The 23,656-nt window shown below is 47.4% G+C and carries 33 protein-coding genes and 1 tRNA gene; 20 read left to right on the top strand and 14 right to left on the bottom strand.

Features of this window, described 5'->3' with window-relative positions:
• Window positions 1-140: 140 nt before the first annotated feature.
• From eno to NGAR_RS05115, 4 genes are all read right to left on the bottom strand, one after another.
• A complete protein-coding gene (gene eno / locus NGAR_RS05100; RefSeq protein ID WP_015018598.1) occupies window positions 141-1,379 on the bottom strand; it encodes a phosphopyruvate hydratase in 1,239 nt (412 codons plus the stop codon).
• A gap of 46 nt (window positions 1,380-1,425) precedes the next feature.
• Complete coding sequence (locus NGAR_RS05105; protein WP_148681740.1) at window positions 1,426-1,662, bottom strand: DNA-directed RNA polymerase subunit N; 237 nt, start codon at window positions 1,660-1,662, stop codon at window positions 1,426-1,428.
• 498 nt (window positions 1,663-2,160) lie between these two features.
• A complete protein-coding gene (locus tag NGAR_RS05110; protein ID WP_015018601.1) occupies window positions 2,161-2,760 on the bottom strand; it encodes a hypothetical protein in 600 nt (199 codons plus the stop codon).
• 6 nt (window positions 2,761-2,766) lie between these two features.
• Window positions 2,767-3,225 carry a cupredoxin domain-containing protein gene (locus tag NGAR_RS05115; protein ID WP_015018602.1) on the bottom strand — a complete coding sequence of 153 codons (459 nt, stop codon included), beginning with the start codon at window positions 3,223-3,225 and terminating at the stop codon, window positions 2,767-2,769.
• Between the two features lie 150 nt (window positions 3,226-3,375).
• Between NGAR_RS05115 and NGAR_RS05120 the strand changes: the two genes are divergently transcribed.
• Both NGAR_RS05120 and NGAR_RS05125 read left to right on the top strand, forming a co-directional pair.
• Window positions 3,376-3,720: a hypothetical protein gene (locus NGAR_RS05120; protein ID WP_015018603.1), complete on the top strand. Its 345-nt coding sequence runs from the start codon at window positions 3,376-3,378 to the stop codon at window positions 3,718-3,720.
• A gap of 82 nt (window positions 3,721-3,802) precedes the next feature.
• The gene (locus tag NGAR_RS05125) at window positions 3,803-5,020 is read left to right on the top strand and encodes a hypothetical protein (RefSeq protein ID WP_015017779.1); all 1,218 of its coding nucleotides are present in this window, start codon (window positions 3,803-3,805) and stop codon (window positions 5,018-5,020) included.
• Between the two features lie 147 nt (window positions 5,021-5,167).
• Here the strand turns inward: NGAR_RS05125 and NGAR_RS05130 are convergent, their stop codons facing one another.
• The 5 genes from NGAR_RS05130 to NGAR_RS05150 all read right to left on the bottom strand — a co-directional run bounded on the left by NGAR_RS05130 (window position 5,168) and on the right by NGAR_RS05150 (window position 8,244).
• A complete protein-coding gene (locus tag NGAR_RS05130; protein ID WP_015018605.1) occupies window positions 5,168-5,641 on the bottom strand; it encodes a cupredoxin domain-containing protein in 474 nt (157 codons plus the stop codon).
• A 92-nt stretch (window positions 5,642-5,733) separates the two neighbouring features.
• Window positions 5,734-6,228: a hypothetical protein gene (locus tag NGAR_RS05135; protein WP_015018606.1), complete on the bottom strand. Its 495-nt coding sequence runs from the start codon at window positions 6,226-6,228 to the stop codon at window positions 5,734-5,736.
• A 56-nt stretch (window positions 6,229-6,284) separates the two neighbouring features.
• On the bottom strand, window positions 6,285-6,764 hold the full coding sequence (locus NGAR_RS05140) for a hypothetical protein (RefSeq protein ID WP_148681016.1): 480 nt from the start codon (window positions 6,762-6,764) through the stop codon (window positions 6,285-6,287).
• 135 nt (window positions 6,765-6,899) lie between these two features.
• Window positions 6,900-7,550 (bottom strand): hypothetical protein, encoded by a 651-nt coding sequence (locus tag NGAR_RS18345; RefSeq protein WP_228369299.1) that lies wholly within the window; start codon window positions 7,548-7,550, stop codon window positions 6,900-6,902.
• Window positions 7,551-7,575: 25 nt separating this feature from the next.
• A complete protein-coding gene (locus NGAR_RS05150; RefSeq protein WP_015018609.1) occupies window positions 7,576-8,244 on the bottom strand; it encodes a hypothetical protein in 669 nt (222 codons plus the stop codon).
• A 101-nt stretch (window positions 8,245-8,345) separates the two neighbouring features.
• Here NGAR_RS05150 and NGAR_RS17230 point away from each other — a divergent pair, with 101 nt between their 5' ends.
• The 3 genes from NGAR_RS17230 (at window position 8,346) to NGAR_RS05160 (ending at window position 9,803) form a co-directional block, all read left to right on the top strand.
• Entirely contained in the window at window positions 8,346-8,516 is a 171-nt protein-coding gene (locus tag NGAR_RS17230; RefSeq protein WP_015018610.1) for a hypothetical protein, read from the top strand.
• 92 nt (window positions 8,517-8,608) lie between these two features.
• Window positions 8,609-9,268, top strand: a complete 660-nt coding sequence (locus NGAR_RS05155) for a hypothetical protein (RefSeq protein ID WP_015018611.1) — start codon at window positions 8,609-8,611, stop codon at window positions 9,266-9,268.
• Window positions 9,269-9,272: 4 nt separating this feature from the next.
• The gene (locus NGAR_RS05160) at window positions 9,273-9,803 is read left to right on the top strand and encodes a hypothetical protein (protein ID WP_015018612.1); all 531 of its coding nucleotides are present in this window, start codon (window positions 9,273-9,275) and stop codon (window positions 9,801-9,803) included.
• 267 nt (window positions 9,804-10,070) lie between these two features.
• Here the strand turns inward: NGAR_RS05160 and NGAR_RS05165 are convergent, their stop codons facing one another.
• The gene (locus NGAR_RS05165) at window positions 10,071-10,613 is read right to left on the bottom strand and encodes an NDR1/HIN1-like protein (RefSeq protein WP_148681017.1); all 543 of its coding nucleotides are present in this window, start codon (window positions 10,611-10,613) and stop codon (window positions 10,071-10,073) included.
• Window positions 10,614-10,803: 190 nt separating this feature from the next.
• Here NGAR_RS05165 and NGAR_RS05170 point away from each other — a divergent pair.
• Window positions 10,804-10,891 (top strand) — tRNA-Leu (locus tag NGAR_RS05170).
• Window positions 10,892-11,206: 315 nt separating this feature from the next.
• Here NGAR_RS05170 and NGAR_RS05175 read toward each other — a convergent pair.
• The gene (locus tag NGAR_RS05175) at window positions 11,207-12,412 is read right to left on the bottom strand and encodes a sialidase family protein (RefSeq protein ID WP_148681018.1); all 1,206 of its coding nucleotides are present in this window, start codon (window positions 12,410-12,412) and stop codon (window positions 11,207-11,209) included.
• A 151-nt stretch (window positions 12,413-12,563) separates the two neighbouring features.
• On the opposite strand from NGAR_RS05175, the gene NGAR_RS05180 reads away from it, so the two are divergent.
• Window positions 12,564-12,896 (top strand): hypothetical protein, encoded by a 333-nt coding sequence (locus NGAR_RS05180; RefSeq protein ID WP_015018615.1) that lies wholly within the window; start codon window positions 12,564-12,566, stop codon window positions 12,894-12,896.
• A gap of 129 nt (window positions 12,897-13,025) precedes the next feature.
• Window positions 13,026-13,175: a hypothetical protein gene (locus NGAR_RS17235; RefSeq protein WP_187147673.1), complete on the top strand. Its 150-nt coding sequence runs from the start codon at window positions 13,026-13,028 to the stop codon at window positions 13,173-13,175.
• Here NGAR_RS17235 and NGAR_RS18720 read toward each other — a convergent pair whose 3' ends face one another.
• Window positions 13,176-13,304 carry a hypothetical protein gene (locus NGAR_RS18720; protein ID WP_266190390.1) on the bottom strand — a complete coding sequence of 43 codons (129 nt, stop codon included), beginning with the start codon at window positions 13,302-13,304 and terminating at the stop codon, window positions 13,176-13,178.
• A gap of 76 nt (window positions 13,305-13,380) precedes the next feature.
• Between NGAR_RS18720 and NGAR_RS05185 the strand changes: the two genes are divergently transcribed.
• Together NGAR_RS05185 and NGAR_RS05190 are read left to right on the top strand one after the other, a co-directional pair.
• Complete coding sequence (locus NGAR_RS05185; RefSeq protein WP_015018616.1) at window positions 13,381-13,797, top strand: ferritin family protein; 417 nt, start codon at window positions 13,381-13,383, stop codon at window positions 13,795-13,797.
• Between the two features lie 68 nt (window positions 13,798-13,865).
• Complete coding sequence (locus NGAR_RS05190) at window positions 13,866-14,207, top strand: winged helix-turn-helix domain-containing protein (protein WP_015018617.1); 342 nt, start codon at window positions 13,866-13,868, stop codon at window positions 14,205-14,207.
• Here NGAR_RS05190 and bcp read toward each other — a convergent pair whose 3' ends face one another.
• Window positions 14,208-14,699, bottom strand: coding sequence for a thioredoxin-dependent thiol peroxidase (gene bcp / locus NGAR_RS05195; protein ID WP_015018618.1), 492 nt, complete (start codon window positions 14,697-14,699; stop codon window positions 14,208-14,210).
• Between the two features lie 185 nt (window positions 14,700-14,884).
• Between bcp and NGAR_RS05200 the strand changes: the two genes are divergently transcribed.
• The gene (locus tag NGAR_RS05200; protein ID WP_015018619.1) at window positions 14,885-15,097 is read left to right on the top strand and encodes a hypothetical protein; all 213 of its coding nucleotides are present in this window, start codon (window positions 14,885-14,887) and stop codon (window positions 15,095-15,097) included.
• Window positions 15,098-15,226: 129 nt separating this feature from the next.
• Here the strand turns inward: NGAR_RS05200 and NGAR_RS05205 are convergent, their stop codons facing one another.
• On the bottom strand, window positions 15,227-16,228 hold the full coding sequence (locus NGAR_RS05205; protein WP_015018620.1) for a redoxin domain-containing protein: 1,002 nt from the start codon (window positions 16,226-16,228) through the stop codon (window positions 15,227-15,229).
• Window positions 16,229-16,853: 625 nt separating this feature from the next.
• On the opposite strand from NGAR_RS05205, the gene NGAR_RS05210 reads away from it, so the two are divergent.
• The 9 genes from NGAR_RS05210 to NGAR_RS05250 all read left to right on the top strand — a co-directional run bounded on the left by NGAR_RS05210 (window position 16,854) and on the right by NGAR_RS05250 (window position 23,593).
• Window positions 16,854-17,543, top strand: a complete 690-nt coding sequence (locus tag NGAR_RS05210; protein WP_015018621.1) for an SDR family NAD(P)-dependent oxidoreductase — start codon at window positions 16,854-16,856, stop codon at window positions 17,541-17,543.
• A gap of 57 nt (window positions 17,544-17,600) precedes the next feature.
• Window positions 17,601-17,873, top strand: a complete 273-nt coding sequence (locus NGAR_RS05215; protein ID WP_015018622.1) for a TolB family protein — start codon at window positions 17,601-17,603, stop codon at window positions 17,871-17,873.
• A 10-nt stretch (window positions 17,874-17,883) separates the two neighbouring features.
• On the top strand, window positions 17,884-18,210 hold the full coding sequence (locus tag NGAR_RS05220; RefSeq protein WP_015018623.1) for a TolB family protein: 327 nt from the start codon (window positions 17,884-17,886) through the stop codon (window positions 18,208-18,210).
• The gene (locus NGAR_RS05225; RefSeq protein ID WP_148681020.1) at window positions 18,164-18,565 is read left to right on the top strand and encodes a TolB family protein; all 402 of its coding nucleotides are present in this window, start codon (window positions 18,164-18,166) and stop codon (window positions 18,563-18,565) included. Before NGAR_RS05220 ends, NGAR_RS05225 begins: the two co-directional genes overlap by 47 nt.
• Before the next feature lie 172 nt (window positions 18,566-18,737).
• Window positions 18,738-19,142: a cupin domain-containing protein gene (locus tag NGAR_RS05230; RefSeq protein WP_015018625.1), complete on the top strand. Its 405-nt coding sequence runs from the start codon at window positions 18,738-18,740 to the stop codon at window positions 19,140-19,142.
• Window positions 19,143-19,198: 56 nt separating this feature from the next.
• Complete coding sequence (locus NGAR_RS05235) at window positions 19,199-20,605, top strand: TldD/PmbA family protein (protein ID WP_015018626.1); 1,407 nt, start codon at window positions 19,199-19,201, stop codon at window positions 20,603-20,605.
• Between the two features lie 2 nt (window positions 20,606-20,607).
• Window positions 20,608-21,939, top strand: coding sequence for a TldD/PmbA family protein (locus NGAR_RS05240; RefSeq protein ID WP_187147675.1), 1,332 nt, complete (start codon window positions 20,608-20,610; stop codon window positions 21,937-21,939).
• A gap of 12 nt (window positions 21,940-21,951) precedes the next feature.
• A complete protein-coding gene (locus NGAR_RS05245) occupies window positions 21,952-23,157 on the top strand; it encodes an NAD(P)/FAD-dependent oxidoreductase (protein ID WP_015018628.1) in 1,206 nt (401 codons plus the stop codon).
• 103 nt (window positions 23,158-23,260) lie between these two features.
• Window positions 23,261-23,593, top strand: a complete 333-nt coding sequence (locus tag NGAR_RS05250; protein ID WP_148681743.1) for an NADH-quinone oxidoreductase subunit A — start codon at window positions 23,261-23,263, stop codon at window positions 23,591-23,593.
• The last annotated feature ends 63 nt before the right edge of the window (window positions 23,594-23,656 follow it).

Raw genomic sequence — 23,656 nt, forward strand, 5'->3', positions numbered from 1 at the left:
ACGTGGCTCTAACGGTTTTTGGTCAGGCATTGCTGCAAGCAATATTATAGACGGCTGAGTGCGCAATGTAGCCAAAAGTTCGCAAGAATCGCCCAAGCACTTTTTGTCAGTAATGTATAGGCTATCTGAAAGGTAAGATGCTAGGTATTATTCATCCCCTCAATTAGATCATACTCTGTCAAGCGCACCAGCTCGTTCAGCTTTGCCACGCGCTCACCTCCAAGCACGCCCGTCTTTATCATCCTAGAGCCTGTGGCGATTGCAATGTGCGAGATGTGCGAGTCGACAGACTCACCAGACCTATGGGACGTTATTATCCTTATGTTGTTCTTGCTGCATTCCTCTGCAAACTTTATCGCGTCGTACAGGCTGCCTGCCTGGTTGACCTTCAGTATGGCACCGCTGCACGCTCCATATCTCACGGCCTCCCTTACCTTGCCTGCGTTTGTGACCAGCATGTCGTCGCCAGTCACCAGAGTCTTTTGATTCTTTTTAGTCAGGACTGCCATGCTTTCAAAATCACCTTCGTGCACAGGGTCTTCGGCGTAGACAAGCTTGTAGTCGCGCACCAGCCTGCTTGCAAACTCGATTTGCTCGCCGGTGTCGCGCTTAATTCCTTGGCGGGCATAGTTGTAAACGTTGTTCTTTTCGTCCCAGAACGACGAGCTGGCAAAATCAATTCCTATCGCCATGTCTTTGCCAAGGGTGTAGCCACAGTTCCTGACAGCCTTTTCTACTATCTCTAGCGCCTGATCGTTGTTCACGTTTGGAGCCCATGCGCCTTCGTCGCCCCTGCCGTAGGTAAAGCGCCTGTCTATCGACTCGATCACCTTGCGGGTCTCGGCGTGCACCTTAAAGTTCATCTCCAGTGCCTCGACAATGCCCTTTGCGCCCACGGGGCAGGCAAGGATCTCCTGAATATCAGGGGTACCGGGCCCTGCATGCGCACCGCCTCCCAAAATGTTGCCAAGCGGGAACGGGAACTTGTAAGGCTTGGCTGGCTTTAGCAGCTTGAAAAGTGGGACGTTGAGTGCCCTGGCGGCCGAGTCGACTGCTGCAATGGAAAGCGCGTACGCGACTGATCCGCCGATCGTGGAATAGTTGTCTGTCTTGTCGATCGATCTCAGTGTGTCAAAGACTGCCTGCGGGTTCTCTGCCTGCAACCCGATAAACTTTTTTGCATTTGTATTGAACGCTGCAAGTGCCTTTTCGGGCTTGTTCTCCGGAAAGCTCTGGGCTTCAAGCCTGCCCACTGACGCGCCGGAAGGCGCGCACGCCCTTCCTATGAACTTGTTGTCGGTCACGACATCGATTTCGATGGTCTTGCTTCCCCTGCTATTGAAAACTATTCTGCCGCGGACTGCAGTGATAGAAGGCATATACAAGTTTGACCTGAATTCGACGTTATTTATTATTTATTTGTGATTATTCTATTTCCGACTGGATCTCGGACATGCGCCTTCTCAGCGCCTCATAGTAGGGGATAATCTGGTAGATGGTCTCGATGCTAGAGATGTACATTCTCCTGCAGCAGTAACGCTTGATGTTGAGCGAATCCATCACCTTTGCGGGGTCCTCGCCGGCCTTGACTCTGTTAGAGTACTCGGCATACTTGTCTGCGATAAGGTTGCCGCAGGTAAAACAGCGAACCGGGATTAGCATCTTTTCTTCTGCTCTTGTCAATGTGTCTAGGCATTATAAAAACCATTACTGCCACTGAAATCAGGCGCGTATGTGCGCATTTCCAGTGGGGCATCTCGAGCGGAACTTGCTTAAAAGAATTAAACTGTAATTTTGTTGCATAACGAGAGGCAGTCAGACTAGGGGTAATAATATATGCAACAAGATTTCGTCATATCAAGAGAATCCTAAGGTCAAGTCATCCAAGAATAAATTTCTGATCTGCTCTTTTCTAAAACAGGCATTTCATTCTCTCAATCTCTCGACTCCTAAAGCATAGCCAACATGAATACACTCATCAGTTCTGCAGCTTAAGCACATCATCAAATCATCAATAATTCTTACTTCAACTATTTGCTGTTTCCTTCTATCATACATCTCAATTTTGTTGTCATATATTCTGAGCGTTAGAAGTCGAAATATGTCTTGTTCCAAAATGTCACCATGATAAGTTTCTGCTAAGAATCCTGATTCATTACTCTAACTCATGGAACGACTATTGTCTGAACTATAGCTAAGCTTGGACAAACTCAATTGTTCAGTAGCTCTAACTGTAAATAATACATATTCTTCGTTTGATTCAAAACTAATCGGCAAATTACGATAGTATGTTTTGATTATGTCTTGTAGGTATTCTTTAAGAAATAGAGACCATTTTATTCCATGATTATGTTTAAGGATAAGCTTCACGATATTGGTAATTCCATTATTCTTGAATACTTGTAAAGAAAACCAACCAGAATACTTAGACATGAATTCCAAATGCTTGAATAACTCTTCAGGTCTGCTAGTGTCGTAGATCAATGAGAATAACGACTTTACCACTTCTGGGATCAATTGCTGTTTTAGAATCTCCCAATCTTCATCGCTTACTGTATCAAGTAGGCCGGCAAAAAGATTAGATGGAAGTATAATTGGATTCAGCGGTTGTATTGATAATTCGAAGCTAATCCAACGTTTGAGTATTTTGTTAAGTAGCGTATTCGATGATAGATCTTCTCTATCAGCATGTTCTTTGAGGATCTGCAGGGAATCAGCATAGATACGAAATGTTATAGGCACTGACCTATTTTCTTTCATCTTTCTTTAGTCGCCTCTCTTTACAATTACTGTGCCTTTAAGCCACGGATGGATATCGCTGAGATAATTGTAAGTACCTTCTTCCGTAAATGTGAAAGCCCAAGTTCCTCCTCCCGCTTCAATTAGGCTACGTATTTTTCCAAAGTCTCCCGGTGCATTTACGTCTTCGCCTATGACACGTTCTGGAGAGTTACTCTGATTTATCCATACTACGGTATTGTTAACGCCTAGCACTACTGTGATCTCTTTTGGACTAAAAGTGGGATTGGCGTCGGGAATACTTGCATTTGCAGGAATTATGATAGTAACTGATTGGGGTGGATGCAGTATATCAGAGCCAAATGTATTCCTAGGAAGAGTCGTATTGATAATTAGGCCAGTTGCTACCGCTAATACAATACCTGTTACTATAGCTGCTATGATTGGCACTTTTTTAGATCTTTTGCTGTTATTATCGTCGCTCATGTGCACGTATATTTACGTGGAATAGCTACTTTATCATGACGTTTGTATGGCTTGTACAAATACCAATTAAGTTGTTGTACAAGCTGTATCAGTATTGGATCGGAGGTTTGTTTATTATTCCGACAATTGGATAAATGCTTGAGAACCAGTATGTTCAAGGATGGTGCATCGACGGATGCCGAGCTTAAAGAAGCATTACAAGGGAAGACCTTGAAGGTCTATCTCACACTACTTGACTCCTCTGAACCAATAGGTGCAAGAGAGATGCAAAGGAGGTTGAACTACTCTAGCGTTAATGTGGCCGTACACCACTTGGATAAACTTTGCAAAGTCGGCCTGGCAGCAAAAGACGAGCATGGTCGATATTTTGCAACCAAGAAAGTGAACATTGGAATAATGGATCTTTTCATGAATCTCGGAAGAATTCGCTTCCCGCGGCTATTATTTTACGCTGCATTTTTTGCGGCATTTTCGATAATCAGTACTTGGCAATAACGAGTTTGTGAGCAGCTTTTTAGTCGATTGTTGAAGGGCGTCCCTGGCAACAGCTAAAGCTGCCACCAGAGACGCATGGTTTGTGAGAACCCTGCCAATCCAGTGCGGTACATTTACCCAAGAACCTACCGACAAACATTTTTTGACACATGAGAGAGTACTTGGTAATGCAGTAAACGTACTGCTGCCAGTCTTCAGGCCAGCCGATTTCAGAAAAAGGCGGTATTCAGTAGTCGATATAGCAAATTCTGTGGTCTATGCCTGTACCGGTGGGACATCCATAACACAAGCCTGCTGTACTCTGGCCAGCACCCCGTCCAGGAGGGATGTCCAGTACCACGTGTCCAAGATTGACATTTCGTGGATTCAGTCGGCCGCCAACAGGCTGCTGCAGAAAAGGGTGGCGGAGACCCTGCACAATCGAGCTGTCGACATAGCCATCGACATGACAGACGTTCCCTACCACGGCGAGCCTGAGAATGAGGGGGATGTCAGACGCGGCAGGGCCAGGAGCGGCACGACCCACTTTTTCACGTACGCCAGCGCCTACGTGATGCTCCATGGAAGGAGGTTCACCTTGGCCACCAGGTACATCCGGGAGGGGGAAGCACTGGTTGGAGTAGTCAGGTACCTGCTTGCAGAGGTACAGAAGGCGAGCATCGTGATAAAATGCCTGTTCCTTGACAAGGGGTTCTTTACAGCAGCTGTAATGAGCTACCTCAATTCCATGCGTATCCCGTACATCATAGCCGCTTTTCCAAGAGGCAGGAAAGGCGGCACGTTATCCAGACTGACCCGGAAAAGAAGGGATAGTTTCGTCGTACCGGACTGCGAAATGACAGATTCTGCCACCGGCGAGAAATGCACATTCAGGCTGTATGCCGTTGCCAAATACCGGAAGAAAAGGTACAGGAAGAAACGCGGCGTCCAGTACATGTACTATGCCGCAGGCCTTGTCAATATCCCGGTAGGGCGGATGTTTGACGAGTACCGGAGGAGATTTGGCATAGAATCGTCATACAGGGCGATGGGAAAGAGCAGGGCCAGGACGTCATCCAGGAGTCCAGCACTGCGCTTCCTCTATGTTCTGGCATCGCTTGTTATACAGAATGAGTGGGTGTACATCAAGTGGCAGTACCTCAGCAAGGCGACGCGCGGAAGGTACGGGAGAAGATACGATGCAGAATTTACGTACTTTCATATGCTGCTTTTTCTGCGGCTGGGACTGGAGCAGAAATACGGCGCGGTGTACTCGGTACAGATCAAAAACAGCAGGTCAGTTATAATTGATGGTGGCTAATTGCCAGGTACTGATAATGTATTTCACTACCGCACCAATAGTAATAGGAAGAGACAGCGCTTTTGTAATTGTCTTGGCAGTAGTGGGAACAATTCTATTTGCTTATGAAGCATTCAAAGTTTGGCAGCAGCTAAGCTAGCTGCTAGATTAAGAAAAGTTCTCAATTATTTCAATTGTGCCCTCCATCCAAGGATGAGGTTCACAGTGATAGTGATACTCCCCTACTTTTGTAAATGTGAATTCAAAAGTTTCACCCGGTCCAATAACAATTCCATGAGCAAGGGAATCGAATTTGCCATTTATTTGATCTATGTAGGTAGGCTCATCTGAAGTGACAGTATGCGCAAATGTATCTTCATTTGTCCACACAACTTTGTTTGATACTCCTATTATACCGCGGACAGATTTTGGCTCAAAATTCTTGGGATTAGATTGTAAAAACGAATTCTCTAGAATTCTGACATTAGTAACTTCTGGAGGATTTAGTATCTCTTTTGGCAGAACAGGTCGCTTGTTAGCTTCTGGAATGTACATAAATTGGTAGTATGTCATGCTTACAGCTACTGCAATTATAAAGGTAGTTATTGCAATTCCAGCAGTATTACTAGTTATTTGTGACATAGAAATGACCCTTTAGTTCATGCTCAGGCAATATCAAAGTAGAGATGGTCTGATGAGACCAATCATTGTTTCATTCATTTTGCTCTTACGTATCACTGTGGCACCGGTGATTCTGTTGCAAGTATCTGTCTGATCTTTTCCAAGTTGGCAGTTACGGTGGCAGCATCAGCAGAGCTAAAGACGAAGTGTATCGTGTCAACTATTTCGCCGTTTGCCAGCTGTATTCCACCCACTGTCACGCCATTTCCAAAGGCCATGTCATTTGGTATGTCTGCAACTGTAAGCAGAGTACCATCTGCTTTGGTTACTGAAGGGTCTATGACAAACTGCACGCTTGCTCCATCCACAAGCTTGTCAGATGCATCGTAAATCCCTGCTTTGCTTGCACCGGTGTTCTTGTCCTTGACAGTATTGACTCCTATAGCAGCGCTTACCTTAGATTCCAGATCGCCTGCCCATTGGAATTTTGATGTGTCCCTCTTGAAGATGTACACTACTACATTATTGGCTGCTGGTGCTTGAGCTGCGGCTGGTGCATTCACAATAGACTGTATCGCAATGAACGAAGACAGTATTGCTACTGCCATCCCTATTGCGATGTAAGATTTTGTTTTTGTGTTTTTTCCATTTTGTTTTCACTCCTTTACGAATCTGCTGCCATCACGCCCAGAACGCCAGTGCTCGCATAGATGGCTGCGGTACCTCCATTCAGAGCTCTGAGCTGAACTTTCCATGTATGCGATGCTGCAGTTACGCTGTCTGCTGAATTTAATGCGCCGACCTCATGCAGTGTATTTGCTGCCCATACAAAGTTCCGTTCAGTTCCATCAAACAACAGACGTGCGTACTGACCGTTTGTTGATGAAGGAGAATAGTTGCCGAAGGTGAAAGTTGCTGCGCTCTTGGAGTGTCCTGAACCTGTGTTGAAGGTGGTGGTAAATCCGGTCACATCTACATAGCTTGTAGATGTAGTTGTAAAGTCGCCGGATGTGCAGCACTGTGCTCTACTGCTTGTCGCCGCATATGCATTTGGTATTGCTGATGCCGTTGTTCCCATCGCTACTACTGCAACAATTGCCAATATTGCTGCCATAGTTAGCTTTTGTTTGCTTTTCTGAGACATTTCTGAAATCATTTCCATGATTGGAAAATTCTAGTATTCAATTTTGAGAGTACAAACAATCAGGAATATCTTACAGACAGACATTTAGTTATTGATGATTGCAGCTACAACCATTTGTGTACGGAAATCGGGATGCTAGAATTTAATTGATTGGATCATTGCGGCAGTGTTTAGATTCATCGTATCAAATTTTACATGTAAAGATCTTGCTATCTGTGCCTTGATATGCTCAGGTATCCCTCCATAGCATTTGTTCAATATCTCGGTATTCTCCCATCCACCCAAGCTGGCTACATAGGCTAGCGACCAGTTTGTTACTGCCAAATAATACTGAGCCATTGTGTGCCTGAACAAATGAATTGGTTTTCCATCAAAATATAGACCATCTCCTAGTGCATAGATCCGCGTCTTTTCATTGAGCCAGCTGCGTTTGTCAAGCTCTGAAAATAGCTTTCTGAACCTGACTGCCATTCTCTTAGCGAAATAGCCGGCTCTCAGACAGTTTGCTCTATCGCTTTTGGCATCGTCAAAAAATACAAAGCTTCTGTCTTTTGGCAACCTATCTTGAGCAGTTTCAACAATAGCGCGGCATTCTTCTGTAGGATACTTGACCCACCACTTGCCTTCCCTTGTCAGAAACCATGAGCCTTTCTTTATCTTGGGTTCAAATTGTTCTACTCTAAATGCCGGAGACATTGCTATTCTATCCAGGCTCATCGACGCCATTGCAAAAGCTCTAGCGCCAGTATGCAGGTCGATGTTCATGAATGACCATGATTCCCCCAATCATTTTCGTTTTCAAGTCGCCTGTTTACCGTTTCAATTTGTTCCGGCGTAAGCATATGATGTCTTTGTATTCGCCAAGCCTCTCAGATGTGGTTGACAATCCATAGCGTTTACCTTCTCCATGAGCAAAGTTGATACTGTGAGCTGACAAAAAGCTACGATATGCTACTATGGTGTTTGTACGCTGCATTTGAGGACATGCAGTATTGAACCAAGCAAGGAAATTCTGCCAGTATTCAATAGCTATCTCTTTTCGCTTTGCTGAATCTATCGGCACTCCGTGGCTCACCAGAGTTTCCGGCATGACCATAAGCTGGTCGGATATTCCATGAATGATGTTAATCATGTACCTGATTCTGGTAGCCGGAGTCTTGCCCGACTTCAGGTACGTTATCCATTTCTGAATGGATGGAAGCTGGCTGTACTTTTCATTCTGCAGCCTTGCATATTCGTGTGCAAGCTGCTCTTGGAGCGACATGACGATGTTGCCGTTTAAATCGCGCTTTAGTCCCCACTTTGGATCATTCTCTATCTCTGACAAATACCTTGAAACTGTAGTGTAGTCTTTACCGATATCAAGACCGATTTCGCGGGTGGTGTAATTTCCCTTTTGGATGCTGATCATGATTGCTTCTTTGATCTTGTCCTTATCCTTGACTTTGATGCCTTTGATACGAAGACGACTCTTTTTCATCAAGGTTCCGCTATTAGTCAGCATTGACGCCTTATCGACCTAATACATCTATAGGTAGACAAGGGATAAAAGTCTATGGGTATATGAGGCGTACGAGATAGATGGGCGAAAAGTCAATCGTGGTCAGGGCAAGCAACAGATCACCATCAGTCAGGACAACAATTCCTGAAAAGATTGTTCAGGAAATGGAAATAGCTGTAGGAGATGTATTGGACTGGGAAACTACAATGCAAGGCGGCAGAAAGGTTGTCAGGGTAAAGAAGCTGGAATAGAGCAGCGCTAGTCAAATTGTATTTTAGCTGTAAATATATATGCATGGCAAAGCTGACAAATCTATATATAGTCAGCTAATACATAATACAGTATGCAAGAGCTACTGAAAGGCGATGCATTCTTGTTCGCCCAGAGGCTGGACAGCAAGCCAGTCTACACTATAGAGGATGCGATTTCAGTAGCCGGCTCTGCCAAGACTGCTTACAGACGTCTGAATGATCTGAAAGTGCTTGGCCTTGCCAAATACAAACGTGGTAGCTTCATACTCAAAACTAATGTAGTAACACAGCCGGCAAATATCATAGAAAAGCTTCTACCGTCGTTAATAGCCCTAAGTAGAGCCAGAAGGTTTGGACGAAACTACAATGATTCGGACATCAGATTTGCCATGAACAACATTTCAGACAAATTCGTTACGCTGGACTACAAGGCGTACGAGCTTACAAAATTCCAAACTCCCTTGGATCTATACATCTATGTAAAGGATGTTGACAAGGTTGCTGGTTTTCTGAAGGAAAAAGGGTTCAAGGAAGGCAAGAACGGTCACGTAATACTGCTTCCGAAAATAGGCGATTTCTCTAATGAAATTGAAAGGGTCTATCTTGACTGCATAGCAAACGGCGAACGGAGCACGATGGATGCGATAGCCATAGAGCTACTGTACGAAGACAGGCTGAGCACAAGGGGCCTGTTTCCAGTACAGCTAGTTAAAAAGGTGCAAGAAGACCTACCATTATCCAACAGCAAGTGAAAACATGCACCCGCTAATCCAGGAAGCGATGAGAATAACGGAAGACCTAGGGGATGTTGTCTTCATAGGGGCAGTTGGAATATTCTTGCAGACAAAGGCGACCAGAGAATCGCAGGATCTGGATTTTGCGGTAGCAAAAGAACTGCCTGCTGAACTGTTAGACGAGAAACGATACTTTGTGCGCAAGGTGAAAGGAAAGGAAGCAAGGTATACACCACGCGGTTACAAGATTGACATCTATACCCGAGATGTCAGCGGCATACCGATAGACAGAGTAGTTGCAACCGCAAAGGACATTGAAGTCAGGAAAGGAGTGACTGTAAAGGCGGCAGGGGTAGAAGTGCTCGTTGTCTCCAAGTTCAGGGCTGCGGCAAAAAGAAGGGGTACTGATGACGTAGACATACGTACCCTTGTTCAGAGAAAGTACAATGCGATAGATTGGGATGTTTTAAAGTCGCTGACTGATAGTGAGATAGAGTATCAGAGGATAAGGAATCAGATGGATGCGTTGCACAGAATGCAGCTAAAGTTCTAGCTTATATATCATCCGTATCTGGTCTAGCTATGCGTATCACTGCCGTGGTAGGGGGATAGATATACCAAAGTACAAATAATAAAGTCGGAAAATTTTATAGTCATGCTTGATTGTTTGCGTCAAAAAGCTTAGTATCAATAATTTTTTGAACCGTTCATGACTTTGCAACAATTTATGCAACGCTTTTGTTGCATAACGAGCGTGAAAAAGTCATTTCCACAATGAATTAATTCAGGCCAGATGTCCAGAATCTTGCCATACGTACATCTACGCACAGCTGAATTGGTCCTCATCATCCTGCTGCATCTGCTGCTGGAACTCTGACATCGCGAGGCTCTTTCTATCGGAAATTGGAATGAATCCAAGTGCCCTAGAATCAATGGTGGTGACCACGGTCATGTCTTCTTCTTGCTCAAAGGATTGCCCCTGTCTTCCTGCGAGACCATCTGCAAGGGTCTTCATGAATAATCCTGCAAACGCCTCTCCATTCACGGACATGCGTCCGTCCAGAATGGTGGTTTGATATGGTGGTATGGTCTTTCCATTTATCATCATGGTGGCAAATTCCTCGCCCCTGTAATTCACTGCGATTGTGAATTTGTCAAACCTTGTAGGGATGGGAGTAGGATTGCAGGCATCAATTTTCATATCCATGCTCAGTGTCGCAAAATCAATACTCTCTGCTGTGTTCCCTCTGAACTGCAGATTGTTCAGAGTATAGTAATTCACAAAGATGCTCGCCACGACGATCGCGATAAATGCACTCGCCCCGATCCCCACCCAAACGAACCTTCTGCTAGAGCTGCTCAATTTTATCAATCGGCTATGCTTAAGTAACTATATAGATATTCTGCAGTACAAAATTCTAAACTTCTTCTTTGCATCAAGAACCGCATGGAAAGTCGATTCTCTAGTTTTTGACGCGGCCAAAGTCCAATATTTGCATGAACTTAATTATAAGAAATATTCAAATTAGCGCGGAGCAAGCGTGTTAACAGGAGCGGGAGTCGCCCAGCTTGGCCAAAGGCGTAAGACTGAGGCTCTTATCCCTTAGGGGTTCGTGGGTTCAAATCCCACCTCCCGCACCATCTTTATCAAAACGAGCAAGATGTTGTAGTATTAATCTGTCAGTGGGCGACTAAAATGGAACAAGTCGATCCAAAAAAGCGATTTTAGCTGCAATTATGACGGAAGGATATAGTAGCCTACATTGATATTTGCATGCAAGTACAAGAGGTTTCAAAATACAGGGCGCCGGCCTGATGGAAGCCAAGAGGATGTGATTTTACATGGCCGGGCGCCCTGTCTCAGTAGTGATGCCGTTCCAGGAATTTTCATAATATGATGGAGCGGCAGAGCATCAGATGCGAAAAGGGAGTACTGAAATGCAATCCTACACCTTTTCATAACTTGCTGCCTTTGGCGTATAGCACTTCGTGGTTACCTGGGGTCAGATCCTCCCACACGACGTAAATGTTGTCGCCGGCCATCGCTATCGACGGGCATTCAGAGATCTTTTCATTCTTGCTCAGGTTGACGACGCCTGTCGCATTATTGCTAGAGATCTGCATCAGGAGGATTTCTTCATTGCCCCCTGAAAAGACCTGACCTGCGACGTATACAGAGTCGTTGCCATCGGATACCAGTTCCACGTTTAGCGGGTTTATGAATTTGCCATCCGCGTCTATCATTACGGGATCAGCAAACGTTTCACTGCCGTCAGTACTCTTGATGAAATACAAGCCGTTTACCTCTTTAAGGTCGAGGCCCCCTGATATGATGTAGACCGTGCCATTGTATGCAGCAACCTGAGATTCGCCAGAAATATCGCTTCTAAACCTGACTGCTTCTCCAAAAGTGCTTCCCCTGTCAGAGCTCTTTGCAAAGTACAGGCCGTCCTCGTCTCCGCCCTCCATCACGTTCCATGTTACGTATACGTCGTTACCATACGCAGCAACTTTGGGAAAGGATGAAAAGCTGGCCTGACCGCTGCTGGCAATATTCACCGTCTCGCCAAAAGTGGCTCCGCCGTCGGCGCTTGCCCTGAACATTATACTGGCGTTCTCCTGCTCGTCCAGATCGACCCATGCCAAGTACACATTGTCGCCAGAGGCCGCCATCTCTTGGTTGTACGAGTCCAACGCGTTGTTGCTGATGTTGCGGGTTTCTTCAAAGCTGGCTCCACCGTCAGTGCTCCTTGCAAAAAGCACTTCCCTGTTGCCCGGCGTGTTGTCGGCCCAGACCGCGTAGACGTTGCTTTCATAAACGGAGAGCTGGGGGTGCTCAGAAAAGCCCAGATTGTCGCTTATGTTGACAGGCGTCCCAAAACTGGTTCCGTTGTCATTGCTTTTCTTTATGAAAATATCATAGTTCCTGCCACTAACAGAGTCCTGCCATATGACGTAGACGCTATTGTTCCATGCCGCGACCTGGCCATAGACAGAATCCTGTTCATTGTTTGTGAGGTTTGTAGCATTTTCAAAGACGACTGGCAGGGAGCCGTTGTCGTCGTCCTCTATCATCCCGCTTACAATGTCATGCTGCGGCTGGGGCTGGTAGACAAACAAGGCCAGAGCAAATGCCACACCTCCTACAATCAATGCGCTCATTAGAACAGGGAGGGTTTTCACGTATCAATTACGAGCTAATCTTATTTGAATGATACGCAGCAGCTGCGCAAACATACGATGACTATTTATCTTTGGTCTGTGTACTTGTGGCGTGGGAGGAAGGCCCTACCTAGCTGTTCTCCCCATATTGATGATGATCGTGGTTCCTTCTGCTGCTGGTATTGCTTATGGTCACGGCATTCAGTCAGGTCCCGTAGGTAGGCCCATAAGAATCGATAATGAACAATTCTCTGACAATACTGTTACCACAGACGATGTTGTTATCATAACAGGCGAGATCAGAAGCGTTGTTGACAGGCCGGTGAAGCTGGTCCCACACATTTATGTCGATCATGACGCAGTGCCACCGTACACCAACGTGCTTGCGACCATCTACCCTCCACTCAAGAATCAATCGATATGGTACTTTAGGGTGGAGCACAACCTGCCAAATCCTACGGTACTTGGACCCCGCGAAACATAAACTATGAAATCAAGCTCTATCCTTTGAAGGCTGGCTCGTATCATGTCCGTACGTATATCTTGGCAGATTTCGGGCCGCATCTTGGCCGCGGAGCAACAGTTAATGTAATGTAACTGGTGAAACTTTGCCTTGCAGGCAAGCGATTATCCCTCCATTGGGAACTGGTTTGGGCAGTTCAACCATGATGGTTTCATTCAGCTTGTTGCCGTAATTGCCGTCATTCTGATTTCAATGCTGGCCATAAAAGAAAGGAACAAACCTGCAGAGATCGTGCGCTAATCAATCAAACTTTTTCAGGATCTGGTAGTAGGGCGATGTCTTGTGCCGATCGACGCACTTGCCGCATATCGACTTGTCGCCGTATTTCTTGTGGCAGGCGCAGTCGCAAATGCTCTGTATGGACGCCAAGCAGCTGGGGAATGCCGGGGAAGTTATTTAAAGATACCACCAATTTTTTATTGCCGGCCGTCCCAACATATGCCTGATGGATTCCCGGCTCAAGCAGATGGAAAGGAAGCAAAAGCTCTACTCTTTGCTCAAGGCCCAGCACGATGCTGAGGTCAAGGAGCTGATGCACTACATGTCCATACTGACGACCGTGGAGAACAACCTCGTGCGCAGCTACCTACACACATTGCTTGGCGATGGCCTGCGCCATGTCGAGTACATCTCTAAGATAATGGCTAACATAGAGGGGGCGACTGGCAGTGCAAGCCTTACGAAAAAAGGCATCTCCGAGTCCATCAAGGATGAAAAAGAGTCGCGGGACACGCTGCTCCAGTGCGCCGAGATGGCAGACGACCCAGAAACCGCCGCGCTGCTAAAGAGCATAAGCGTCGACGAGGAGCACCACATTAGGATTCTGGAGCACCTGTCTGAGCTTGTCGGCTCTATAAAATAGAGGCACAGTACAGAATCATGTTGCGTAGATCTCTTAAATGAAAAAAATCTGAGTCATTTTGATAGATAATGAGTTCATATTATGAGCCAAGGACTGAGCGGCACAGGAGCAAGGTCGACATTGTATACGACATTCTTGCTTCTGCCATGGGGGGTGGTGCGAAAAAGACGCACATTTTATACAAGGCTAATATCAGCAGCACGCAGGTGGAGAGCTATTTCTCGGCGCTCCTTGCGCACAACCTGCTTGAAAAGGCCCAAGACTTTGAGGGAAACAACGTCTACCGCACGACTGGAAAGGGCATGCAGTTCATAGAGTGCTGCGAGCAAATGCGGTCCCTGATCGGGCTTGTGATGAACAACCGCAGGATAGACCCGATCTCGGACTTTTACGCATTTGACAGGCGCTAGCTAGCCCCGCAGTGCCTGCAGCACTTCTTGGCTGTGGCCCGCGGGCTTAACCTTCCTGTAGATCTTGACTATCTTGCCGGACTTGTCGACAAGGAAGGTCGACCTGTTGACCCCCATATACTCCCTGCCCATAAAGCTCTTCAGGCCGTAGACGCCGTACTTTTTCGACACTTCGTTTTCTGTGTCTGCGACAAGCGGGTAGGGCATGCCCATCTTGTCCCGGAACTTTTGATGCGACTCCTCGTCGTCAGGCGATACCCCTACAATCTCAATGCCTGCGTCCTTGAACTTTTTGTAATCGCGGGAGAATTCTGTGGCCTCCATCGTACAGCCTGGTGTGAAATCCTTTGGGTAAAAGTAGACGACGACGCTCTTTTTGCCGCGTAGTTCTGATAGTTTGATGGTCTTGCCGTCCTTGTCCCTCATTGCAAAGTCGGGCGCAACGTCGCCCTCTGCAAGCCCGGCCTGCTTTTCTGCTTCTTCTTTTTCCATAGTGGAAAAAACCGGCGCGGCAGAAGAATAAAAAACTTTAGTATCAAGAAAAAGAAGCATCTGACATATGATGATCGCTTGATGGGATCAGCTGAAGACGAGATTAGGGAGAGATAGTAAACAGGGAAACACAAACTTGGGACAATCAAGACATAGTCAAGCTGATGAGCATGTTTCATCATGACATGGTCTGGCCTTGGCCCAAGACTCCAAGTTCGCATGATCCTGTGGACTGGGTTCTTGAACTCGGCCGGTTTGACTACCAAAGGTGGCAAAAAGGCTGGGTGGATCTTTTCAATTCCCATCGCTTGGTGCACAATGCACGCAAGATACAAAAAATCGTAGTCTCAAAAGAAGGCGATGGAGCATTTGTGGTAGTTGATGTCGATACGCTATGACAGCGGCTGGATAATGGATAATACTTTCATTGGAAGGGGCGCGCCTGCAAGATCTATACAAAAGTTGATGGCGAATGGAAGATGATCGCCCATACCAAGTTGCTGCATTATTGATGAGCAAAATAATCATCATCCAAAGACAAACGTATAGAACACGAAATTATCTGAGCGCGGGATTATCTCTATCTCATGCATCTCCGGCTTGTCCGTCTTGACCAAATTGTGTATGAACGGCCACTGGATGTCTGCAATGCTGACGCTGCCCTCAAGCCTTGCATCCCTGCCAAGCTGGTCTTTTGTAAGGTGGTTACCGTCCAGCCTGATCTCTATCCTGCCTGGCTTGCCGTCAGAGGTGCCCATTATGCCGTGCACACGCTTGCCGGCGTTGTAGTTCATTATCACCGCAGGGTTCTGTTCCTTGCCGCCTGGCGAAAACTGCACACCTTCCCGCTGCCATATCCACTTGCCGCGCAGGTAAACGACGTTGACGTCGTGGGAACCGGGGTCAACCACTATGTTGGCTGCGTCGGGCTTGAGCGTCTGGTTGTTGCCAAAGCGCCTGAGCCGGGAGTACCCTACGCAGGTCTCTGGTGCCATCCCATAAAAGTGCATGCCGTACGTGTCGAGGATCTCGTCCTTTGGGTCGTCCTGATCTCTTTCCTCAGCAGGCTTTTTCCCGGCTTCTTCAAGCAGCTCAATTATTGCATCCTCAAAGTCTGCCATGCCACCATAGCCGGCGTGCTCATAGCGGATAAAGCCATTCTGGTCGATAATGACGTGCTTTGGCCAGTACATATTGCCATAAGCTTCCCAAGTCTTGTTGTTCGTGTCAAATGCGTTTGGGATGTCGATGACATTGTAGCGCTGGAGGGCGCGCCTTATGTTTGCGTGGTCGGTTGCAAAATGATATTCTGCAGAATGAGCTTGAACCACCTGCAAGCTGTATTTTCCGTATTTTTGCTGCAGTCGCCTCATTACTGGAATTGTGCGCAGGCAGAAGATGCAGGTATACGTCCAGCAATCGAGCACCACAACCTTGCCCTTCAGGCCCTTTATCGAAAGCGGATCCGAGTTTGCCCAGCCTGTAATGTCCCTGAATTCAGGCGCTGGTGTCGCCGGGATAACGTCCATCTCTGCATCTTGCAGGGGGCAGACAGGATATAACTGTTAGACTGTGATATCAACTAAACAAGAAATCAAAAATGCAACGTGAACTTTTAGCTATTCATATCATCGACTTCGATGTGCCGCGGCCCTTTAACTTGAGCGAATACAAGAATAACAATTCCTATTAAAATAACGATCAATCTAGCGTAAAATCCTTCGTAGGTTTGAGTCACGTGAGGACAAGCCATGAATTGGCAATTATCAAGTGCTTGATAATATTGAATGGCCTATCTTAGATCTGGATACATCAATAATTCGCCTATTACAAACGGTGCTAGTGCTACAGTACGATATGCGCTCATATACGATCTATTATTTCTCCTTCTATAATGGCTTTTTCAAGATATGTGGCGACCATAATTTGCTATGTTATTGCACGATGAGCCTTTTAACATATCTTGTAATCCAAGATTTTTATCATTTGTATGCTTGATCTCGGTATGAAATGCGCAGACTGCAACTGTACGCCGCAGGAATGTAGAAGCAGCAAGTCACCACGCGACTGCCCAAACTGCACTAGAGAATAGTGTTGCTGCTGGCACAACACCATTAATGCATTATAAGATAGGCAATATACTTTTGATCATTGATGGCGACTGCCATAGTCACCGGAAGTGGCAGGGGAATAGGGCGTGAAACTGCGATCCTGCTTGCAAAAAAGGGGGTAAATGTTGTCGTGTGCTCCCGGACCCAGAGCGAGATAAATAACACTGTCGAGGCGATCAAAGAGATACATTTAGGCGTGCTTGGAGTAAAATGCGATGTCAGCGTCTCTTGGCAGGTCGACAACCTTGTCAAAAAGGCTGTCGAAAAATTTGGGCCAGTCGATATTCTGGTCAACAACGCCGGCATCTTTACGGTGAAAAAGCTGGTAGACACCTCTGAAAAAGAGTGGGACCAAATACTTGCCGTGAACCTGAAAGGCGCGTTCCTGTGCTGCAAAGCCGTCCTGCCTTACATGCTTGATAAAAATTCTGGTGCCATAGTCAATATCAGCTCGGGCGCCGGCAAGGTCGGCTTTGATAGCCTGTCGGCATACTGTGCAAGCAAGTTTGGCATGATGGGTCTCACCGAGAGCCTCTCGTGGGAGGTTGCCGGCCACAAAATCAAGGTAATGGCAATATGCCCAGGCGAGGTTGCAACGAAAATGCAGGAAGCAGACCCGGAATACTACAAAGAGAACAGGGACAGGATGCTCGAGCCGAAGCAGGTTGCAGCAAAAATCGTGGACATGATATTTAGCGATAAATACAGGAACGGCCAATCTGTCGATATCTAGGCTCTGCAACTAGTCGTTTGGACAAAAGCTCAAAAGCTAGTTTTATCAAGATAAGGCATGGCAGGCTGGTTGGCAGCCCCGGTAATAGCCGGATTAGCTGTCGGTGTCGCGTTTGTGCTTTTATTTTCGTTTTTGCTGCCTACAGTGGCTAGCCAGCAGCATGACAGAGTGGTATTCTCCAGCCTGATGAACAGAACTGATACCTACCAGCTATACATTGTAAATGATGATGGGACAGGTCTGATGAAGCTGACTGAAGATGATGGCATGTGGTATTTCGAGCCGGTATCGTCGCCTGATGGCTCAAAGATAGTGTATGTTACTCAGTAGCTTTTTTAATTTGCCTTCAGTTGGCAGGAAAGTTGAAGTTGGTCTACATTTCATAAATGCAGATGGAACAAACAAAGTGCATTTGACTGATTCATCCGATGGTCTTATTGGTTGCTATGTATGGTCTCCAGACGGCACAAAAATAGCCTATGAGGCAAATGAGGATATTTTTGTAGTGAATGTTGATGGAACAAATAATATCAAGAACCTGGCAAATGATGGCGGTACGACAGATGATTTCAAACCAACATGGGCATCAAATGACAAGATCATTTTTGAAAGTGTAGTTTTTGATAAAGACAAGAGATCATTTAGAGCGTCTTCTTTCAAAGAATAGATATTTTAACACTGGAGAAATAAGGAAGCTATTCGATTTTAATTATAATGTTAGCGGCAGTCATGTTTGGTCACCGGATTTGAACAAGACTGCCTTTCTTCAAGCAGAAGACGAATTCAGTCCCGCAAATCTTTACATCATGAATGCTGATGGTCAGAATCAAACCCGGCTAGCTGCAACAGGCGAATTTTTGTTTGGAGGAGGGCCTCTGGTGTGGTCGCCTGATAGCACCAGAATAGCCTTTGGAACGATTAGAGGGATATATGTGATTGATATCAGCAACGGCTCTTTTAGAGATCTTACAGGTAATGATCATGATGGCAACTTGTTTGGTTTTCAGATAGACAAAAGATAGCTCTTACAAGGATAATTTCTGAAGAAGTGGGCATCTATGTCATGAATTCTGATGGCTCTGGACAAAAGCAGATTGCCAAGATGAAACCATCGATTGTAAACACCGCCTCTGGACTGGATAAACTAAACTCTGCTTCCAAATAAATAAAAGAATCCATGCGTTCTGGACAGTGATGCAAAAATCAAACATCAGGCAGATAGCTCTAGATCAATCGATGCTCCACTACTTTAAAGGCAGGGTGGAGATAAAGAAAATGGTAACAGACGCGCTTACAAAAGAAGTCGAGACATTTCTGGTGACCTTCATCGACGGTGCAAGGACAAAACTGCACTACCATGAGACGGATCAGGTGCTTATTGCAGCCGAGGGTAAGGGGATCGTGGTGGTCCAGACCGGGGTCAAAATGGAGGACGACACTGCCGCCACGGTCAAGATGGATGACGTACACTATCTAAATGAAGGGGACTTTGTATGCGTTCCGGCATACAAGTGGCACTGGCACGGGGCAGTCAAGGGGAGCAACTTTGCGCACTACCAGATCAAAAAGCCGGGCAGGACGGTCTGGCTGGAACAATAATAATACAAAAAAGATACAGATATACACATAATCATAACAATTGAAGCGTGAACTTGATGCCCAGTGACGGCCACAACATAATCGATAGCCTGAGGTCATTGATTTCTTCTTCTAAGGGCGCAAGCTATGTCGAGGCGCGCTATCAGGCAAGGGTCACCACCGAAGTCAATTTCGTCAACGGCGAGCTTGAAAGGATAAGAGTTGTTGAAAACGCAGGCTGCGGCATAAGGGTTCTGGTGGACGGCTGCTGGGGCTTTAGCAGCACGAACAACATATCGCTCCTAAAAGAATCATTGGATCAGGCAATTTCAGCAGCGCGCGTCCTTGCACAGACTAAAAAGAACAAGGTGCAAGGACTTGCGAAATCAAAAATGATCACGGGCACCTTCCGGGCACCTGCCAACGTAAGCCTGTCAGATGTTGACATTGAGCAGAAGGTGAAAGTTGCAAGGGAAGGTGAAAAGGCGGCCCGGAGCAACAATAAGGTGGTCAAGGCTGCATCATGCACATACCGGGAAATGCTCGATCATAAGGCGATCGTCAACAGCGACGGTGCCGACGTCGAGATTTACGACTCAAAACCAGAGTTCAGCGTGGTGGCAATAGCAAAAAGGGGAGGCCAAAGCGCGACAGCACACGAAGGGGTGGGCATAACTGGCGGCTGGAACGACCTGTTCAAGAAGAGCCACCTAGAGTATGCAGCCGCCGCATCTGAGAGGGCAGCCAAGCTGCTTGACGCAAAGCATGTGAACGGCAGCAAGGCGACAGTAATCTTGGATCCTGCGATGGTAGGGCTCTTGTCGCACGAAGCGATCGGTCACACAGTCGAAGCCGACTTCGTGCTTTCTGGCTCTGTAGTAAAAGATAAGATAGGCGAGCAGGTGGCAAGTAATCTTGTCACTCTGGTAGACAGCGGCAGGTCAGAAATAGTCGGCAACGCCGGCGGCACGATAATTATAGACGACGAGGGCGTGGCCGCGGGGCGGACCGCGATAATTGAGAAAGGGATATTGAAATCGTTTTTGCATAACCGCGAATCTGCAATGACGTTTGACACAGAATCAACGGGCAACGCCCGGGCATTCCAATACAACGACGAGCCCCTGATCAGGATGAGAAACACGTTCATCGAGCCGGGGACAGACAAGCTGGCAGACATGATAAAAGAGACAAAACACGGCTATATCGTCAAGGGCGCAAGGAACGGGCAGGCAGATGCCAATGGCGAGTTTATGTTCGGCGCAGAAGAGGTCTATCTGATAGAGAACGGTGAGGTAAAGGAGCTGATGAAGGGAGCAAGCATCTCTGGCAACGCGTTTCACGTTTTAAAGTCGGTTGACATGGTAGGCGACGAGTTCCAGTACGACATTGGCACGGGCTATTGCGGCAAGTACCAGCTGGCCAAGGTTGATGGAGGCGGGCCGCACATCCGGTGCACTGCTGTAATTGGAGGGTTGCAGTGATTTTGGAGGACCTTTTGCGCTATGCTATCAAAGAGGCGGAGGCTCTTGGCGCAAGCGACGCCGAAGCGTGCGCGGCGGCCAGCAGCGAATCCGAGGTCTTTATCGAGAATAACGATATCAAGCAGGCAAAATCGCAAAAGCCAAGCTCGGTAGGGATACGGGTCTTTGTCAGGGGCTCGGCCGGCTTTTGCTCTGTCAACAGCCTTTCAAAGAGCAAGATAAAGGACGCCGTGTCGATGGCGGTAAAGATTGCGCGGGTGAGCCCAAAGGACAGGTACAACGTCCTTCCAAGCAGATCAAAGAAGCCAAGGATGCTTCAAGGCATCTACGACAAAAATGCTCAGTCATTTGAGGCGTCAGACGCAGCCAGGATGGCAGCAGAGATGCTCGCAGCTGCAAAGTTGTACGACAAGAGGGTGAGCGTCGACAGCGGCAACTTTACTGCAGACGTATCGACGCAGTGGCTTGCAAACTCTAATGGCATCGAGCTGTCAGAAAAGACAAGCATCTTTTCGTGGTCTATAATGGGCATGGCAATAGATGGCGGCGACATCTCTAGCTTTGATTTTCAGCTTGGAGGCTCGCACTTTGTCAGAGACATTGATGTGCACGCGACCGCTACAGAATTTGCAGAAACCGTGGTCAACTCGCTTGGGCCGCGCAGGATAGAGAGCTTTAAAGGAGAAATGCTGCTGACGCCTGCTGCCATAAATGAAATGATGGAGGAAGTGATCTCACACTCTATCAATTCAGACGCCGTCCAGAAAAAGTCAAGCCACTTTGCTGGCAAGATAGGGAAAAAGGTCGCGTCAGACCTGCTGACCGTGGAGGACGACGCAACCAATGTAGAGGCCCTTGGAGCGTCCAGCTTTGACAGGGAAGGCGTACCTCATCGCAGAAACGTCGTGATAGAAAAAGGGGTGCTCTACAAATTCCTCTACAACACCTATACTGCAAAAAAGGACGGCGTCAGGAGCACAGGCAACGCCGGCGGCTCGATAAGCTCTCCTCCTTCCGTGTCGACTACCAACTTTGTAGTCAGACCGGGCAGGTCAAGCCTTGACACCCTCGTGTCTGAAATGAAAAACGGCATGATAATCAGCAGGTTTTCTGGCAACGTCAACCCTGTGAACGGCGACTTTTCTGGCGTGGTCAAGGGAGGCCGGCTAGTTAAGAATGGCACGATACAGCATGCTGTCAAGGAAGTGATGGTGGCCGGCAATGTCTTTGAAGCGTTGCGCCGGCTCAACGGAGTGTCAAAGGAACGTAAAGTCCTTTATGACTCGATACTTCCATACATGCGGTTTGACGGCATCTCATTCACAGCAGGATGATGATTAGGATAGATGGAAGAAGAAAGATACGACATTGCAGTCGTCGGGGGCGGGCCGGCAGGTCTTTCTGCCGCATATTCCGCAGCACGGGCCGGCGCAAAGGTAGTCTTGTTTGAAAAGGACGAAGCCATTGCTCACAGCGTCAGAACAAGCGGCGTCACTTGGATTTCGGAAATGGAGAGGCTCGGCATACCTGCTCGATACTACAACCCTGTACAGAACTACCGCTTTGTGTCGCCTTTAAACGACGTCATGATTTCCGGAAGCACCCCTAAGTCGTGCGTCCTTGATGTAAGGGGGACATACCAGCACTTGGCGTTTATGGCGGCCGAGGCCGGCGCCAAGATCATGGTGAAAAGCAACATCATCAACGTGCTCAAACAGGATAATAACAAGATCGCCGGCGTCAAGGCAAGCACCCCCAAGGGCGATCTGACTGTGCGGTCAACGCTTGTCATAGACGCAAGCGGCTTCTCCGCCTCTGTCGCGCGCAGAGCTGGCGCCTCAGGCGAATGGAAGCGCTACGGGGTCGGAGCCGAGTACGAATGCTACTGCGACGACATTGACAGCGCGACGTGGGTCCTTATGGTCGGCCGGCGCTATTCGGACGCCGGCTATGCTTGGATATTCCCGCTGTCGAGGAACAGGGTCAGGATAGGAGTAGGGATTGGCAGGCCAGAATCGAGCGCAGAACCGCTTGAAAAACTGCACGACATTTTGGAAAAAAGGCACAGGCCACTTGACACTTTTGGAAAGATACAGCCGGTGGAGCTCCACTATGGGTTCATACCAAACGAGGGGGTCAGGCAGAATAGCATCGCAGATGGCCTTGTGATGGTGGGCGACTCGGCAGGCCAGTCAAACCCGCTAGTGCTTGAGGGCATACGCTATGCAATCGAATTTGGAAGGCTGGCCGGGGAGGTGGGGGCAAAGTCGCTTCCGCGTGGTGCCAGCAGGGAATCTTTGATGGACTATGAAAAAGCATGGAAGGCAAAGGTCGAATCCAAGATCCAGTCGGCCCTGAGGGTACAGACGCGTTGGCTCGGCCTGACTGACGAAGAATGGGATAAAGAGATAGAAATTCTCCGGGACATGACAGTCGACGAGTTTCTGGACTTTATCAAGGCCGACTTTACGGCAGGCAAGATGATGAAGCTTGCGCTGCACCACCCAAAGCTGGCAGCGCGACAATTGTTTAACATGATCTTGAAGAGCTAATTGCGAGAAATGGAACCTGCTCGTTAGGTTTTTATATCTTCGAAAAACAGCAAGTCATGCCTTGGCTGGAGAAACCGCCGCGGACTTTACTCCAATTCTATACATGCTCGGTTTCGGCCTCTTAGCTTCAGTGCCCGCTCTGGTTCTGTCAAGGCTAATCTCGCCAAGACGCCGGTACAACCCGGTCAAGTTCCTTCCTATGGAGTGCGGTCAGATGCCAACAGGGGAGGGAAGGTCTCACTTTATGATGCAGTATTATGCTTACATCCTGATGTTTGTAGTCTTTGACGTGATGTCAATCTTCCTTTACGCGTGGGGAACCGCGCTGTTCAACATTCCCCGGGCCGCGACGCTCCCGATAATCGGGTTCCTAGGGATAATGTTCGCCGCCATGGGCTATGCACTCTACCTTTCAGGGAGGAAAGGAATTTGGTGATGGCGATGATTCTGCTAACAAGCATTAAATATCTATGCTGCGGAGAAAAAATCGAGGAGGACC

The sequence above is a fragment of the Candidatus Nitrososphaera gargensis Ga9.2 genome (assembly GCF_000303155.1).
GTDB lineage: Archaea > Thermoproteota > Nitrososphaeria > Nitrososphaerales > Nitrososphaeraceae > Nitrososphaera > Nitrososphaera gargensis.